At 70.8% G+C, this 13,765-nt stretch carries 13 protein-coding genes and 4 pseudogenes; 8 read left to right on the top strand and 9 right to left on the bottom strand.

What is annotated here, in order from left to right:
- Positions 1–49: 49 nt before the first annotated feature.
- From SSPS47_RS32640 to SSPS47_RS32625, 4 genes are all read right to left on the bottom strand, one after another.
- A complete protein-coding gene (locus SSPS47_RS32640; RefSeq protein ID WP_164254042.1) occupies positions 50–937 on the bottom strand; it encodes a carbohydrate ABC transporter permease in 888 nt (295 codons plus the stop codon).
- Positions 934–1,890, bottom strand: a complete 957-nt coding sequence (locus tag SSPS47_RS32635) for a sugar ABC transporter permease (protein WP_147874605.1) — start codon at positions 1,888–1,890, stop codon at positions 934–936. Before SSPS47_RS32635 ends, SSPS47_RS32640 begins: the two co-directional genes overlap by 4 nt.
- Complete coding sequence (locus SSPS47_RS32630) at positions 1,890–3,209, bottom strand: sugar ABC transporter substrate-binding protein (protein ID WP_164254041.1); 1,320 nt, start codon at positions 3,207–3,209, stop codon at positions 1,890–1,892. The genes SSPS47_RS32635 and SSPS47_RS32630 overlap by 1 nt, the downstream gene beginning before the upstream one ends.
- 357 nt (positions 3,210–3,566) lie before the next feature.
- Positions 3,567–4,376, bottom strand: coding sequence for a FadR/GntR family transcriptional regulator (locus tag SSPS47_RS32625; protein ID WP_164254040.1), 810 nt, complete (start codon positions 4,374–4,376; stop codon positions 3,567–3,569).
- A 274-nt stretch (positions 4,377–4,650) separates the two neighbouring features.
- On the opposite strand from SSPS47_RS32625, the gene SSPS47_RS35015 reads away from it, so the two are divergent.
- Positions 4,651–4,806, top strand: coding sequence for a hypothetical protein (locus SSPS47_RS35015; RefSeq protein WP_107433780.1), 156 nt, complete (start codon positions 4,651–4,653; stop codon positions 4,804–4,806).
- A 166-nt stretch (positions 4,807–4,972) separates the two neighbouring features.
- Complete coding sequence (locus SSPS47_RS32620) at positions 4,973–5,521, top strand: hypothetical protein (protein WP_164254039.1); 549 nt, start codon at positions 4,973–4,975, stop codon at positions 5,519–5,521.
- A gap of 150 nt (positions 5,522–5,671) precedes the next feature.
- On the opposite strand, the pseudogene SSPS47_RS32615 reads toward SSPS47_RS32620, so the two are convergent.
- From SSPS47_RS32615 to SSPS47_RS32605, 3 genes and pseudogenes are all read right to left on the bottom strand, one after another.
- Positions 5,672–6,016, bottom strand: a pseudogene (locus tag SSPS47_RS32615) (glycerate kinase); the annotation flags it as partial.
- A pseudogene (locus tag SSPS47_RS32610) lies at positions 6,013–6,880 on the bottom strand (SLC13 family permease). The pseudogenes SSPS47_RS32615 and SSPS47_RS32610, both read right to left, overlap by 4 nt.
- A gap of 226 nt (positions 6,881–7,106) precedes the next feature.
- Positions 7,107–7,775 carry a response regulator transcription factor gene (locus SSPS47_RS32605; RefSeq protein WP_164254038.1) on the bottom strand — a complete coding sequence of 223 codons (669 nt, stop codon included), beginning with the start codon at positions 7,773–7,775 and terminating at the stop codon, positions 7,107–7,109.
- Positions 7,776–7,959: 184 nt separating this feature from the next.
- Here SSPS47_RS32605 and SSPS47_RS32600 point away from each other — a divergent pair, with 184 nt between their 5' ends.
- From SSPS47_RS32600 to SSPS47_RS35825, 3 genes and pseudogenes are all read left to right on the top strand, one after another.
- Positions 7,960–8,562: a hypothetical protein gene (locus SSPS47_RS32600; protein WP_164254037.1), complete on the top strand. Its 603-nt coding sequence runs from the start codon at positions 7,960–7,962 to the stop codon at positions 8,560–8,562.
- Between the two features lie 139 nt (positions 8,563–8,701).
- Positions 8,702–9,415: a YoaK family protein gene (locus SSPS47_RS32595; protein WP_164254036.1), complete on the top strand. Its 714-nt coding sequence runs from the start codon at positions 8,702–8,704 to the stop codon at positions 9,413–9,415.
- Between the two features lie 63 nt (positions 9,416–9,478).
- Positions 9,479–9,727: pseudogene (locus tag SSPS47_RS35825) on the top strand (hypothetical protein); the annotation flags it as partial.
- Between the two features lie 123 nt (positions 9,728–9,850).
- Here SSPS47_RS35825 and SSPS47_RS32590 read toward each other — a convergent pair.
- Positions 9,851–10,084, bottom strand: coding sequence for a hypothetical protein (locus SSPS47_RS32590; RefSeq protein ID WP_164254035.1), 234 nt, complete (start codon positions 10,082–10,084; stop codon positions 9,851–9,853).
- A 190-nt stretch (positions 10,085–10,274) separates the two neighbouring features.
- Positions 10,275–11,734: pseudogene (locus SSPS47_RS32585) on the bottom strand (MFS transporter).
- A gap of 168 nt (positions 11,735–11,902) precedes the next feature.
- Here SSPS47_RS32585 and SSPS47_RS32580 point away from each other — a divergent pair.
- The 3 genes from SSPS47_RS32580 (at position 11,903) to SSPS47_RS32570 (ending at position 13,757) form a co-directional block, all read left to right on the top strand.
- Entirely contained in the window at positions 11,903–12,358 is a 456-nt protein-coding gene (locus tag SSPS47_RS32580; protein ID WP_164254033.1) for a MarR family transcriptional regulator, read from the top strand.
- Between the two features lie 291 nt (positions 12,359–12,649).
- The gene (locus tag SSPS47_RS32575; RefSeq protein WP_164254032.1) at positions 12,650–13,027 is read left to right on the top strand and encodes a DUF2255 family protein; all 378 of its coding nucleotides are present in this window, start codon (positions 12,650–12,652) and stop codon (positions 13,025–13,027) included.
- A 64-nt stretch (positions 13,028–13,091) separates the two neighbouring features.
- Entirely contained in the window at positions 13,092–13,757 is a 666-nt protein-coding gene (locus SSPS47_RS32570; protein ID WP_164254031.1) for an SDR family NAD(P)-dependent oxidoreductase, read from the top strand.
- The last annotated feature ends 8 nt before the right edge of the window (positions 13,758–13,765 follow it).

Raw genomic sequence — 13,765 nt, 5'->3', positions numbered from 1 at the left:
GAGTACGGGCTGGACAAAACGGGGGAAGTGGCCGGATCCGAAAGGCCCCCTAGCCCTTCGTCGCGCCGGAAGTCAGTCCGGCCACCAGGTATTTCTGCCCCAGGACGGCGGCCAGTACGACAGGCACGGTGATGAGGGTCGCGGCGGCCATCAGACCGCCCCAGTCCGTGCTGGCGTAGGAGATGAAGTTGAACAGCGTCACCGGGACGGTCTGTGTGTCGTCGTCGGCGAAGACGAGCGCGAACATGAAGTTGTTCCAGCTGAAGACGAAGGCCAGCAGCGAGGCGGTCGCCGTCCCGGGCGCGGCCAGTGGCAGTGCGATCCGCCAGAAGGCGCCGAAGGCGGAGAGCCCGTCGGTGCGCGCGGCCTCCTCCAGTTCGACCGGCAGCCCCGCGAAGAAGCTGGTCATGATCCACATGATGAGCGGCACCGAGACGAACATATGGCTCAGGATCAGCACGGTGTAGGAGCCGACCAGCCCGGCCTGCGCGAACAGGTAGTACCAGGGCACGAGCAGGGAGATGGCCGGGACGATACGGGCGACGAGGATCAGCGAGCCGGTGCGGAACATCCGGAAGCGGCCGACCGCCCAGGCCGCGGGCACCGCGATCACCGCCGACAGCAGGGTCGAGACGACGCCGACGAGCAGGGAGTTGCCCATCGAGCGCACGATCTGGCCCGCTTCGACGATGCTGCGGAAGTTGTCGAGCGTGGGTGTGAACCACAGCCCCACGGTGGGGTCGGTGACCTGGACGTTGGTCTTGAACGCCGCGGCGAACATCCAGATCACGGGGAGCGCGAAGATCAGGGTGACGATGCCGATCGCGATCCCGCGCAGCCACGAGCCGTACAGGCGCCGCCTGTTGTGTCGGCCCGGCGGTGGCGCGGCCGGGGGTGGCGCGGTGCGCCCGGCGGAGGGAGAAACGACGGCACTCATGCGGCATCCCTTCCGGCACGGCGGCGGAGCAGCACCACGACGCCGATGATGAACAGCGTGAACAGGACGAGGACGGCGGCGGCGAGTCCGTACTCCTGGTAGTCGAAGGTCAGCCCGTAGGCGTAGACGTTGAGCGTCTCCGCCTCGAAGTCGGAGCCGCCGCCCGCGCCCTTGGTGGCGTACAGGATGTCGAAGGTCTTCAGCGCGTCGACCGCCCGCAGGACGAGGGCGGTCGCGAGCGTCGGGCCGAGCATCGGCAGGATCACGTAGCGGAAGCGCTGCCAGGCGCTCGCCCCGTCGACCAGGGCCGCCTCCTCGGGCTCCTGGGGCAGGGTCGTGAGCCCGGCGAGCAGCAGCAGGGTCATCATCGGTGTCCACTGCCACACGTCGATGAGCATGAGGGTGGGCAGTGACTGCCCGACCGAGCCGAGGAACTCCTGGCGGGGCAGGCCGACCGAGGACAGGAGGTGGTTGGCGATGCCGTTGGTCGGGTCGAGGATCAGCAGCCAGAGGATGCCGATCGCGACCGGTGTGGTGAGCAGCGGGATGATCAGGACGGTGCGCACCCAGCGCATGCCCCGGAACGCCTTGCGCATGAGCATCGCGAGGGCGAGTCCCAGCACCGTCTCCAGGGCGACCGCGCCGATCGTGAAGATCACGGTGCGGCGGGCGGCGGGCCAGAAGCGGCGGGCGTCCCCGAGGGCGTCGGTGAAGTTGCTCAGGCCCACGTTCTTCTTGCCCGCGTTCACCGCCCCGAAGGCGTCGGTGAAGCTCAGGTTGAGGGTGAAGACCAGCGGAAAGATGATCATGGCGCCGACGAAGAGCAGCGCGGGCGCGAGCATCGTCCACTTCAGCCGCCGGTTGGCCTGTTCGAAGGTGCGGGGCGGGCGGGTGCGCGTCGGCCGGGGGGCCAGGACGGCCGGCCGGGCCTCGGAGACGTCGGTCCGGGACATCAGTTCTCCCTGTGGCGGTTGTCGCGGACGAGGAAATCCGCGAACTCCGCGTTCGCGTCACGGACGACCGGTTCGACCGGCTCGCCGAGGATGCCGGCGACCAGTGGCCGGCCGATGATGTCCCTGGCCCGGCTCACCTGGAGAACCCGCGGCCGGTCGTAGCCGATCCCGCGCTCCGCGTTGACGCGCATGGTTTCGGCCAGTTCCGGCGGGAAGGCGGCGAGGGTCTTCGGGTCGTTCCACGCGGAGGTGCGGGCGCCGGGTATTCCGTCGGCCTGGATCGCGGCGACCATCTCCGGGCTCGACGCCCAGCGGATGAACTCCCAGGACTCGTCCCGCAGCCGCGAGAACTTGCTGATGCCCAGGCTCCAGGACGGGATGTTGTGCGGGTGGGCACCGGCGGGTCCGGCCGGGAAGGGGGCGAAGCCGACCTTCTCGCGGACTGTCGAGATCTTCGGGTCGAGGAAGCTGCTGTAGATCGCGTCGGCGTCGATGTAGAAGGCCGCCTTGCCCTGCGCGAAGATCGGCATGGCCTGTTCGAGGCTCATGTTGGTCGCGCCCGGCGGCCCCGCCTTCGCGAGCAGCTTTCCGTAGTACATGTACGCGGTGAGGGCTTCGGGGCTCGCGATGGCGGACTTGCCGTCCACGACGAAGTCCCCGCCGTACGAGTACAGGAAGCTCGACCACTGGGAGACGGCGCCGTTGCGCTGGCCGCGTCCGACGTAGCCGAAGAAGTTCTTCCCGCGGTCCGCGAGTTCGAGCGACGCGTCCATGAGCGCGTCGAGGGTCTTGGGCGGTCCGCCGAGGTCTTCGACGAGGTCCTTGCGGTAGTAGAGCGCCGGGCGCTCGGTGACGACCGGCACGCTGAGCACCTTTCCGGCGGTCACCGACGCGTTACGCGGTGCCGGCTGGAAATCGCCCCAGGCGAAGTCCTTGTCCCGCTCGACGCGATCGGTCAGGTCGGTGAGCCAGCCGTTGTGCGCGAAGACCAGTTGCTCCTGGAGGGCACGGACCATCATGACGTCGACGTCCGTGCCGGATGCGTTGAGCTTCACGTTGTAGCTGCTGGCGAGCTGGTCGGCGGTGAGCATCGTGATGGAGACCCGGCGGCCGATCCGATCCTCGAACTCCTCGGTACGGCGCTGGATCGCCTGCGACCAGACGTGGTTGATCGCCATGATCCGCAGCGGGGTGCTCGCGGACGGTTTCCCGCGCGGGGGCGCGCAGGCGCCGAGCGCCCCGAGACCTGCCGTACCCGCGACGCCGGCGGCCAGCCGGCCGAAGGAACGGCGGCTGAGGGACTGGCGGCTCGTGGACATCCTTGTCCTCGTCTCTCTCGATCTCCGGCTCACTCTGGTCCAACTGGTAGGACCAGTTCAACCGAATGCAGGGGAGATTAACAGGAGTGATGAAATCCGGCCACCCCCTCCCTCGGGAGGCGGGAAAGCGACTCAACCGCCAGGCCGTGTCCGGAAAGTCCCGCCGGGCCCGCGAGATGCCTGGCACGGCACCTCTCCCCCGGAGTCCCCGAGGGGGCACGGGAGGTGCCCCCTGCGTTGCCGGAGTCGGGCGGGTACACCCAGCACGAGACCGATCCTCCGCCTCGCGATGCACCGCGCCGTCCCGCCCGCGGGCCCCGCCCCGCGGGCGGGACGGCGCTACATTGCGGACACGCCTCAGCGAGTAGGGCCGCCGCCCGGCGCCGACTGCTCGGACCGGGTCCCGCCCCGGCGCCCCTCCGACTCGGCCAGCAGCGCGTCGATGTGGTGCTGGGCCATGACGTTGACCGGGATGTCGAGATCCGCGCCGTAGGTACGCAGACCGAGCATGAGATGGGAACGCATCCGCTCGCAGGCCAGCTCGACGTCGCGGGCCTCGATGGCCGCGAAGATCTCGGGGTGGTGCGGGACTCCGGGCTCGGCGATCGACGGATCGGAGTTCGAGCGGAGCATCATCTCGAACATCATCCCGCTGATCGAGGACAGCATGATCCGCAGCACGGGATTGCCGCTGGCGGTCGCGACGGCGTCGTGGAACTCCATGTCCGCCTGCGCCTTGACGACGACATCGGTCGACGCCTCCAGCGCGTTCACCGCGGCCCGCATGATCTCGACGTCCTCGGCGCTCGCCCGCTGTGTGGCGAGGCGCACCGTCTCGACCTCCAGCGGCAGCCGGGCCTCGATGAGCTGCCGTACGGTCGGCCGGCCCGCCCGGTACAGGGCGTCGTACCCCCGGGCCTGCCCGGAGCTCTGCTCCAGCACGAAGGAACCCCGCCCGGGGGCCACCTCGATCAGATGCTGGGCCTCCAGCCGCCGCAGCACCTCGCGCACGACGTTCCTGCTGGACCCGAACTGGGAAGCCAGCTCCCGCTCGGAGGGCAGCTTCGTGCCGACGGCGATGTCCCCGGACCGGATGTCGTGCTCCAGCTGGCGGGCGATGCGCTCGGTGAGGAGGCCACGGTGGGCCGAAGGGTCAGGTGTCGGCATGGACCGGAGGATATCGCCCTCGCAGGAACAGATGAGCAGAGCATGCATTGGTGACCGATCGCAGGGCACACGATGGTCGAACGACACCGGACCAACACCGAACGAACAGGAACCGACGGCGGCGATCACGCAGCCGTCACAGATCTCACCCGGCCCGGACTGACGAGTCCACGGGCCACCCGGCCGGAGCTGACGAGCCCGCGGGCCAGGGGGCGGCGCCGCCGCGCAGGAGAGGTCCGCACGCCATCAAACATCCATTAGTTAGGGAACAGCCATGATTCTCCTCGGTCTCATTCTGCTCATCATCGGCATGCTCGTCGGCATCTCCCTGCTGACAACGGTCGGCGGGGTACTCGTCGTGGCCGGCGCGGTCCTGTGGATTCTCGGCGCGACGGGCCGTGCCGTCGGCGGGCGCAAGCACTACTTCTAGTCCGGCACCCGGGCGGATTCGGGGCCACGGAGAGATCGCTCTCCGTGGCCCCGCCGCCGTACCGTCATGACCGCCCTGCCGGGCCGTACCCGCCGTACCCGCCGTGCCCGCCGCGCCCGACCACCGTGTCGGCTCAGGAGCGCTCGGCGCGGCTACGCTTCCGACCGTGATGCGCCCGCTGCTGTTCCTCGACGTCGACGGACCCCTGAATCCGTACGCGGCCCAGCCGGAGAGGCGCCCCGTCGGCTACACCACGCTCAGAGTGCCCTGGAACCGTGGGGCCTCGGCGGAACCCCGAGGGCTCTCGTCCCGGCTGCGCCCCCTGCGGGTCTGGCTCAACCCGGATCACGGGCGAGCCCTGCTGCGCCTCGGCTACGAGCTGTGCTGGGCCACCACATGGATGGACGAGGCCAACCGATGGATCGGCCCGGTGCTCGGCCTGCCCGAACTGCCCTTCGTCGACTTCGGCGGCGCCCTGTTCCGGGACCGCCCCGACGGAGTCCACTGGAAGACCGTCCCCCTGGTGGAGTACGCGGACGGCCGCCCGTTCGCCTGGGTGGACGATGAACAGAACGCCCTGGACGAGGCGTACGTGAGCACCCACCATCGCGGGCCGGGCTTTCTGCACCACGTCGATCCCCGGATCGGCCTGCGCGAGGACGACTTCCGGACGCTCGCCCACTTCGCCCGATCCCTGACCGACCCGGCGTCGTAGCGAAAGGGGCCGACCGAGGCCCTCCCGACATTCCATGACGTGCCGTCATCTACCCGTACACAGAGGCCGGTTGGAGCGTTAAAAGCATCGATTGGAACGTTCAAAAGTCTTGACGGAGCTCGTGCCGGGAAGCCACGGTCTCCTGACCGCCGTGCTGCCCGGATCGCGCAGATCGGCGGGTACGAGGGAGAGACCGGCGACCGCGGCCATCTCCACGACGGCCGTGACGGGGCCGGGGCCGCTCTCGCCGAGCAGCGCGAAGTGGGTCGGGACGGGTTGCCCGACCGGGCCGGTCGCGGTGCACGGCACCAGCCGGCCGCCGCCCGCGAGGGCCAGCGCCTCCGCCGTACCCTCTCCCCCGTCCACCAGCGGGATCAGGTCGATGTCGGCGTCGGGGATCACCCGCAGGACGCCTTCGGCGATGGACTCGGCCACCTGAGCCGCGGACAGGGACTCCTTGAACCCACTGGGGGCGATGACGACGCGGTAGCTCATGGCTGGGTCTCCAGGTGGACGGGCACGCCGAGCAGTGGCCAGACGGCGAGGGCGAAGAGCAGCACGAGGGCCGCGGTGAGAGGCGCGAGCACGGCCGAGAGCCGGAGGAGATCGCGCGGGGTGTACGTGGGTGTGCCCGGCAGGTCCGCGAAGAGCGCGACGGGCTTCGCGGAGGCGGGCAGTGTGTGGCAGAAACCGGCGGCGGCGGTCGAGGCGAACGCGGCGGCGACCGGGTTGACGCCGGCGGCGATGGCCGCGGCGACGACCAGCGGGACCAGTACGGAGGACCTGGCGGAACGGGACAAGAGCGCCAGGTGGGCCGCCGTACTGATCACGACCACACCGGCGAGGAACATCCACGGCGGCATCGCCGAACCGCCGGGCACCCAGCCCACCAGCCAGTCGGCCGCCCCCGATTCGGAGAGCGCTATGCCCATCGCCATGGTGGCGGCCATGAACAGGAGCAGCGGCCAGGGCGCCGTCCGCAGACCGTCCCTGAGGCCCACGGTACCCAGTGCCGGCCCCGCCGACCAGGAACGCGGCGGCGCGGCCCGCGAGTGCGGTCTTGGTGACGGCGGCCAGGACGAACGCGCAGATCAGCAGCCACACCGTCTCGTCACCGAGGGTGGCGAAGAGCGTCTCGCTGCTGATCACCCCGGTCGCGGTCAGCGCGAGTCCCGCGCCCAGCGCGACATAGGTGTCGTCCACCGAGGTGGCGATCCAGGTGTACGTGGCGAGGGTGAAGACGACGAGCGTGAGCCGCGCGTCGCCGCCGAGGCCGGAGAGGCCGCCGGGCAGGACGAGCAGGGAGCAGAGACCGAGAACGGCGCCGAGGCCGGCGGTCTGTCGGAGAGTGAGAGGCACGACGATCAGCCTGGGGGCGGGCCGTGAGGTCCGAATGAGCCTTGGGTGAAGGACGCTTCATCTGGCGTTCCGAACCCGCCGACCGGCGGATCCTCAACGAGGCTTCGGTGAGCGAGGGCGTGACGGCGTCGTTGGGCAGTGACACCACCTGCGCCTGCTGAACGACCTCGGCGCGCCCCGGGCGCCCGACCGCGATCACACACCGGCCGACTCGGGCGAAGGCCGGTCAGGGCATGCGGTAGCCCATGCCCCGGATCGTCTCCAGCCGCTCCGCGCCCAACTTCCGTCGCAGGGCGCGGACATAGACGTCCACGATGTTGGAGCCGGGGTCGAAGTCGTAGCCCCAGACGTGGGACAGGATCTGTTCGCGCGACAGCACCTGTCCGGGGTGGCGCAGGAACATCTCCAGCAGCACGAACTCACGGGCCGTCAGGTCCACCGTCCGCCCGTCGGCCCGTGCCCGCCGCGTCCTCAGGTCGAGGCTGAGGCTGCCGCTGCGCAGCATGGTGACCTCCGGCGCCCGCGCGGCGGTGCGCAGCCGCAGCCGGACCCTGGCCAGCAGTTCCTCGAAGCGGAAGGGCTTCGTCATCCAGTCGTCGGCGCCGCCTTCGAGCCCGGCCACGGTGTCGCGTACGGAGTCCCTGGCCGTCAGCACGATGACGGGCAGCGTGACGCGTGCCTCGCGTGCCTCGCGCATCTCCCGCAGGACGGTGAATCCGTCCCGCCCCGGCAGGCCGATGTCGAGAAGCACCAGGTCGAATCCGCCGGACACCGCCGGCGAAGACCCCGCCGCCGCCGCACCGACTCCGACCCAGTTCTCCCCGCACCACCCGGCCCCCGGGCAGCCGCCGGCACCGGGCACGGTGAACCCGTACGCGCCGACGGGGTTCGCCACGCCCGCCGCGCCGGCGCAGAGCGCGCCGGGAGTTCCCGGCGCACCGCCGCCACTGCCCGGCCACCCGACGCAGGGCCATCACACCCCGCCCCCCGGATACCCGACGCACCACACGCCGGCGCCCGGTTACCAGACCCCGCCGCCCGGTTACCACACGCCTGCGCCGGTCATCCACGCTCCGTACGTGCCTCCGGCGCAGCCCAAGCCGAAGCGCACCGGGCTGATCGTCACCGGGGCGATCGTGGGCACGCTGGTGGTCCTCGGGGTCATCGGCTCCCTGCTGCCGAACGGGTCCGGCGAGGACAAGGACAGCGGGGCCGACTCCTCCGGCAGCAGCAGCGGTTCGAACGGCGGGGAGAAGCGGAAGGACCCGAAGCCGGTCTCGTACAAGGGCATCGACATCACGCACAGCTACCAGATCATGCTCGCCGACTCTCCGCCCCGCCCGACCGAGGGTGACGACGTGGCCTACGGCGACGCGGATCTCTACTACGTGCACTACGAGTCGTCCCCGAGCGACACCGCGGTCGGCACCGCCAACGGAAAGCTCATCCTGCTGAACAACTCGCAGAAGGGCTCGCTGGCGACCTGCCGCACGGAGACACGCTTCACCGAGCAGATCGGCCTCGACCAGCTCAGCAGCGGGTCGCAGATGTGCCTGCTCAGCGACGCGGGCCATGTCGCGGTGGTGACCTACCGCGGCAAGTCGGGCGCGAGCGACGCGAGTACCTACATCAGCGTCGACCTCACGATCTGGCGCAACGCCGAGGAGCCCAAGGACAGCTAGCGCGTCCGCCGGGGGCGCGCGCCGCCGGACGGGTGAGCGGGTTGGCGGCATCGGCTCGGCGTGGTGCGGGGCGGGCCCCGGCACCGTATCGGTGACCTCCTCAGACAGCGGCCACAGCGGACGCGGAGGGGGGACGGCGTTGTCACCGACCGAACCGGTGCGTCCGGGGCGTGCCCAGTGGGCCGCGCTGATTCTGTTCGCCGGTGCCTCGGGCGCGGTGGACGTGCTGGCGTTCATCGCGCTGGGACGGGTCTTCGCGGGGGTGATGACGGGCAATCTCGTGCTGCTGGGTCTGTCCTTCACGGGCACCGGCGACGAGGGCGGACCGGCCGCGCCGCCGCTGGCGCTGGCGGGATATGTGGCGGGGGTCGCGGTCGTCGCTCCGTTCACCCGGCGGCGGCCGGAGGAGCCGGAGTCCCGTTGGCCCCGTGCGGTCGTGGGGTGGCTCGCCGCCGAGGTCGTACTCCTGGCCGCCGTCGCCGCCGGCTGGGCCGCGGCCGACGGGGCTCCCGCGCAGCCGTGGCGTGACGTGGTGCTCGTCGCGGTCTCGGCCGCCATGGGGGTGCAGTCCGCCGCGCTGGCGGGTGCGGGCGCGGCCGGCGGCCCCGGGACGTACTTCACCGGCATCCTCACCCGCCTGGTCGCCCGCGCCACGGGCCCCGGGTACGTCGGCCGCGCGGACATGGGTTCCCTGGCCCGCCTCGTCACCCTCGCCGCGGGCGCGACCTCTGCCGCACTGGTGTACGCGGCCTCGGCCCCCTGGGCGATGGCCGTACCGCTGCTCTGGGCGTCGGCGGCGGTGACATGCGTGACGGTGTCCCCGCGCCGTTGGCGAAGGACACCGCGTGAGTGACGGCCGCCCCCGTCCCCTCCCCCGGGCTCCTTCGTCGTCGACCGCACGTCCGGGGTCGCGTTCATGACCAGGACCACCCAGCCGCGACCGCTCGATGTCGAGGCGCTCTTCCCCGAGTTGGCCGGCCACCGCGGTACGACCACGCGGCCGCACCCGCGACCCGGCAGCACCACGGCGGCGGACAGTTCCGTGGGCGGGCCGCTTCCGTGGCCCGTGGACGAGGCGTGGCCGGTGTGTACCGAGGCTCACAGTCGCGGGCGGGGCCGGCGCCCCTCGGACATTCACCGGGAGCGGCGGGTCCTGGCCGAGGCGTGGGTCCGTGCGCCCACCGAGGTCACGGTGGGCCGCTGGGGCGAGCTCGATGTCCTCGCCTGCCCCGCCGACCCCGGGCACCCGCACGGCCGGAGCATTCAGTGGGCGCGATCAGGTGTGCGATCACTCGCCGAGGATCTCGCCGACGGTGTTGGTGAGACCGTCGGCGATCGCGCTGTCGACGTCCGAGCCGACGATCGCGGCGATGATGAGCGCCACCAGGACGATGACACCGACGTACTCGACCGCGCCCTGACCCCTGTCACCGCGACGCTTGACCGCCGTGACAAGGGTGTTGGCCCAAGTAGCGACGTGGCGGCCGGTGTTGGTGGCGGCCATCACCGTGACGTTCGACATGACAATCCCCTTTGGTGTCGCCGGCCGGGCAACAGACCGGCCCTTGGCGGTTCTTGGTGCCACTCGCGCTTCCGCCTCGATCCCGGCCGGACTCGCTGGACACACAAGAAAACCACAACACCGACCCACTCCCGGCATTGCCCCCGAGATCCGGTCTCCGGGCCCGACTCGGGCCACGGACCGGGGGCGTTCACGCCTGGACGGTGGACTTCTTCTCCGACTCGGAGACGAGGTGGGTCCTGTCCGCGGCGCCCGCGACGTTCCGTACCGCCGGGATGACGGCCGCGATCGCGGCGGAGACCAGCGCGACGGCGCAGCCGATGACCAGGCCGGTGCGGAACCCGCTCGCGGAGGTGATGCCGAAGCCGCCGATGTCGGTCGTCATCTGCGAGAGGACCACACCGATCACCGCGGCCCCGACGGAGGTTCCGAGCGAGCGCATGAGGGCGTTGAAGCTGTTCGCGGCGGCGGTCTCGGAGAGCGGTACGGAGCTCATGATGAGCGCGGGCATCGAGCCGTAGGCAAGACCCACACCGCTGTTGATCACCATGATGGCCAGCATGATCCCCCAGGCGGACCCCATCAGCGCGAGTGACAGCCCGTAGCCCGCGGCGATGACCAGGACTCCGCTGAGGAGCGTGAGTTTCGGGCCGTAGGCGTTGGTGAGCTTGCCGCCGAGCGGGGAGACGATCATCATCATCACGCCGCCGGGCGCCATCCACAGACCGGACGCGAGTATCGACTGGCCCAGGCCGTAGCCGGTGGCCTCGGGGAACTGGAGCAGTTGCGGCATCACCAGCATGCTCGCGTACATCGCGAAGCCGACGAAGATCGAGGCGATGTTGGTGAGCAGGACCCGGGGGCGGGCCGTGGTGCGCAGGTCGACCAGCGGGTCGGTCGTGCGGAGTTCCCAGGCGCCCCAGCCGACGAGGAGCACGACGGCGGCGACGAACAGACCGAGCGTGGTGCCCGAAGCCCAGCCCCAGTCGCCGCCCTTGGAGATGGCGAGCAGCAGACCGACCAGACCGGCGCCGAGGGTGAACGCGCCGATCGCGTCGAACCGCTGACCCTTCGCGCCCGCCGGCACGGTCGGGATCAGGAACCAGATCAGCAGGGCGATGGCCGTGGCGAGTACGGCGGAGCCCCAGAAGAGAACGCGCCAGTTCGCGTACTGGGCGACCGCCGCCGCGATCGGCAGGCCGAGTCCGCCGCCGATGCCCATGGAGGCGCTGACCAGGGCGATGGACGAGCTGAGCTTCTCCGTCGGGACGACGTCACGCAGCAGGGCGATGCCCAGCGGGACCATGCCCATACCCATGCCCTGGAGACCGCGTCCGATGATCATCGGGAGGACTGAGGACGACAGGGCGCACACCACGGAGCCCGCGATCAGCGGCACCGAGCAGACGAGGAGCATGCGGCGCTTGCCGAGCAGATCGCCCAGCCGGCCCACGACCGGCACGCAGACGGCCGCCACCAGAAGGGTCGTCGTGATCACCCAAGTGGCGTTCGAGGCCGAGGTGTTGAGGATCCTGGGCAGATCGGCGAGGAGCGGGGTGACCAGTGTCTGCATGATCGCGGCCGTCGTGCCGGCGAGCGCCAGCGTGGCGACCACGCGCCCGAGCGGGACGTGGGCTGAGGGGCGTCCATGAAGAGGGACTCCTAGGGCTGTCTGATTCGGAATGAGCATGTGCATCATACATATCGCATGCATCAAGCACTTTACATGCATGCTGCATACTCATGAACGACGATGTCCGGGCCGTTCGGACGCGGTGCGACAATGGCCCGGCGAGAGAGGCAGGAGGCGACACAGGCATGGTCGGGGCCACGCACGAGGTCGAGTACGAGCAGATGCTGCTCAGCCGCCACACGTTCTTGAACCAGAGAGGCGGTCGCGGCAAGGACGCCGTACTGGAGCGCAGCGCCTACATCCTGCTCAGCCGCGTTCGGCTCCAGGGGCCGATGTCGATCGGCGAACTCAGCGACGCCTTCGGACTCGACGCCTCCACCCTGAACCGGCAGACGGCCGCGGCGATGCGCGCGGGGCTCGTGGAGCGCATCCCGGACCCCGACGGCGGCATGGCCCGCAAATTCCGGATCACGGACGAGGGCGCCGGCGTACTCGACAAGGAGCGGGCGGGCATCGTGCGAGCGCTGGACCGGGTCATGTCCGACTGGCCGGAGGAGGACATCGCCGCGTTCGCCGCGTATCTGAAGCGCTTCAACACCGACATCGAACGGCTCGCCGGAAGGCCGTGGCCACGGCTCTGAAGGCGCCTCGGGCCTCTCGGACATGCCCTCGCCAGTTGGGGTGCCGCGCCGCGCGCTGAGGTGCTTCTCGTCTCCGGGGGGGCCGCGCGCCGTCATCCGGATGGAGTATTCACGCCGGGACGGCGAGCAGCGGCCACGACGCCTGCCCACGGCCCCGCCCAAGGGCCCCGCGCGGCCCGCCGGGCCTCGCTGAACTCCCCCGGCTCGTTGCGGCGCGCGAGGGGAGTCATGGTGGCCAGTGTGGCGTCGAGCCGGTCGTCACACCGAAACCGTCGCGAAGGAGACCGCGCCATGGCCACCTGGACGCAGGACGAACTGAACCGGATCGAGAACGCCGACGAACTTGAGCTCGCCCCTCTGCGCGGCGACGACACACAGGGCGAGCCGACGACCGTCTGGGTGGTCCGCGACGGCGACGATCTGCTTGTGCGCGCCTTCCACGGCCGCGGCGGCACCTGGTACCGCGCCGCCACCGCCCAGCACGCGGGACATATCAGTTCCGGCGGCGTGGACAAGGACGTCACCTTCGTCGAGGAGACCGACCCGGCTCTCAACGACCGGCTGGACGCCGCCTACCACGGTAAGTACGGCCGCTACAGCGACACCTACGTCCGCCCCATAGTGGCCGACACCGCCCGCGCCGCGACCCTGCGGCTCGTCCCCCGGTGACGCGGCGAAACCGCCACACCACGACGGTTCCCCCGCACCCCGGCCCTCACGACAAGGAACCCACATGACCACCATCGCCATCGTCGGAGCCGGCGCGGGTCTGGGCGGCGCCGTGGCGCGGCGCTTCGGGCGCGAGGGCTTCGACGTCGCCCTGCTGTCCCGCACCCGGGAGCACGTCGACGCCCTCGCCAGCGACCTCGGCGGCGAGGGCGTGAACGCGCGCGGTTTCGCCGCCGACGTCACCGACCCGGCGTCCTTCTCCGCCGCCCTGGAGTCCGCCGCCTCCGCCCTCGGCCCCGTCGAGGTCCTCCAGTACAGCCCCATCCCGCACCCGGAGTACATGAAGCCCGTGCCGGAGACGTCCCCGGCCGACATCGAGGGCCCGCTGCCGTTCTCGGTCGTCGGACCGATGACGGCCGTGGGCCAGGTCCTTCCCGGTATGCGCTCCCTCGGCCGGGGCACCTTGCTGTTCGTCAACGGCGGCAGCGCCGTCCAGCCGCACCCCGACCGTGCCGGCACCTCGATCGCCTTCGCGGCCGAGAGCGTCTACGCCCGGATGCTGCACGACGCTCTCGCCGATGAGCGCATCCACACGGCTCAGCTGATCATCCCCGGCGCGATCACCGCCGGGGATCCCCGAAAGGCCCCGTCCGTGCTGGCCGAGACGCTCCGGGGCATGCATCGGGACCGCACGCAGTTCCGGCACTACGCCGAGCCCATGGACGCCTGACTCTTCGG

The organism is Streptomyces sp. S4.7 (assembly GCF_010384365.1).
Taxonomy (GTDB): Bacteria; Actinomycetota; Actinomycetes; order Streptomycetales; family Streptomycetaceae; genus Streptomyces.
The sequence above is the reverse complement of the archived record's forward strand: the minus strand, read 5'-3'. Positions and strand labels throughout refer to the sequence as shown.

Coding starts and splice junctions, on each gene's coding strand:
- SSPS47_RS32640 (WP_164254042.1), bottom strand. CDS start 937: ATGAGTGCCGTCGTTTCTCCCTCCGCCGGGCGCACCGCGCCACCCCCG.
- SSPS47_RS32635 (WP_147874605.1), bottom strand. CDS start 1,890: ATGTCCCGGACCGACGTCTCCGAGGCCCGGCCGGCCGTCCTGGCCCCC.
- SSPS47_RS32630 (WP_164254041.1), bottom strand. CDS start 3,209: ATGTCCACGAGCCGCCAGTCCCTCAGCCGCCGTTCCTTCGGCCGGCTG.
- SSPS47_RS32625 (WP_164254040.1), bottom strand. CDS start 4,376: ATGCCGACACCTGACCCTTCGGCCCACCGTGGCCTCCTCACCGAGCGC.
- SSPS47_RS35015 (WP_107433780.1), top strand. CDS start 4,651: ATGATTCTCCTCGGTCTCATTCTGCTCATCATCGGCATGCTCGTCGGC.
- SSPS47_RS32590 (WP_164254035.1), bottom strand. CDS start 10,084: ATGTCGAACGTCACGGTGATGGCCGCCACCAACACCGGCCGCCACGTC.
- SSPS47_RS32580 (WP_164254033.1), top strand. CDS start 11,903: ATGGTCGGGGCCACGCACGAGGTCGAGTACGAGCAGATGCTGCTCAGC.
- SSPS47_RS32575 (WP_164254032.1), top strand. CDS start 12,650: ATGGCCACCTGGACGCAGGACGAACTGAACCGGATCGAGAACGCCGAC.
- SSPS47_RS32570 (WP_164254031.1), top strand. CDS start 13,092: ATGACCACCATCGCCATCGTCGGAGCCGGCGCGGGTCTGGGCGGCGCC.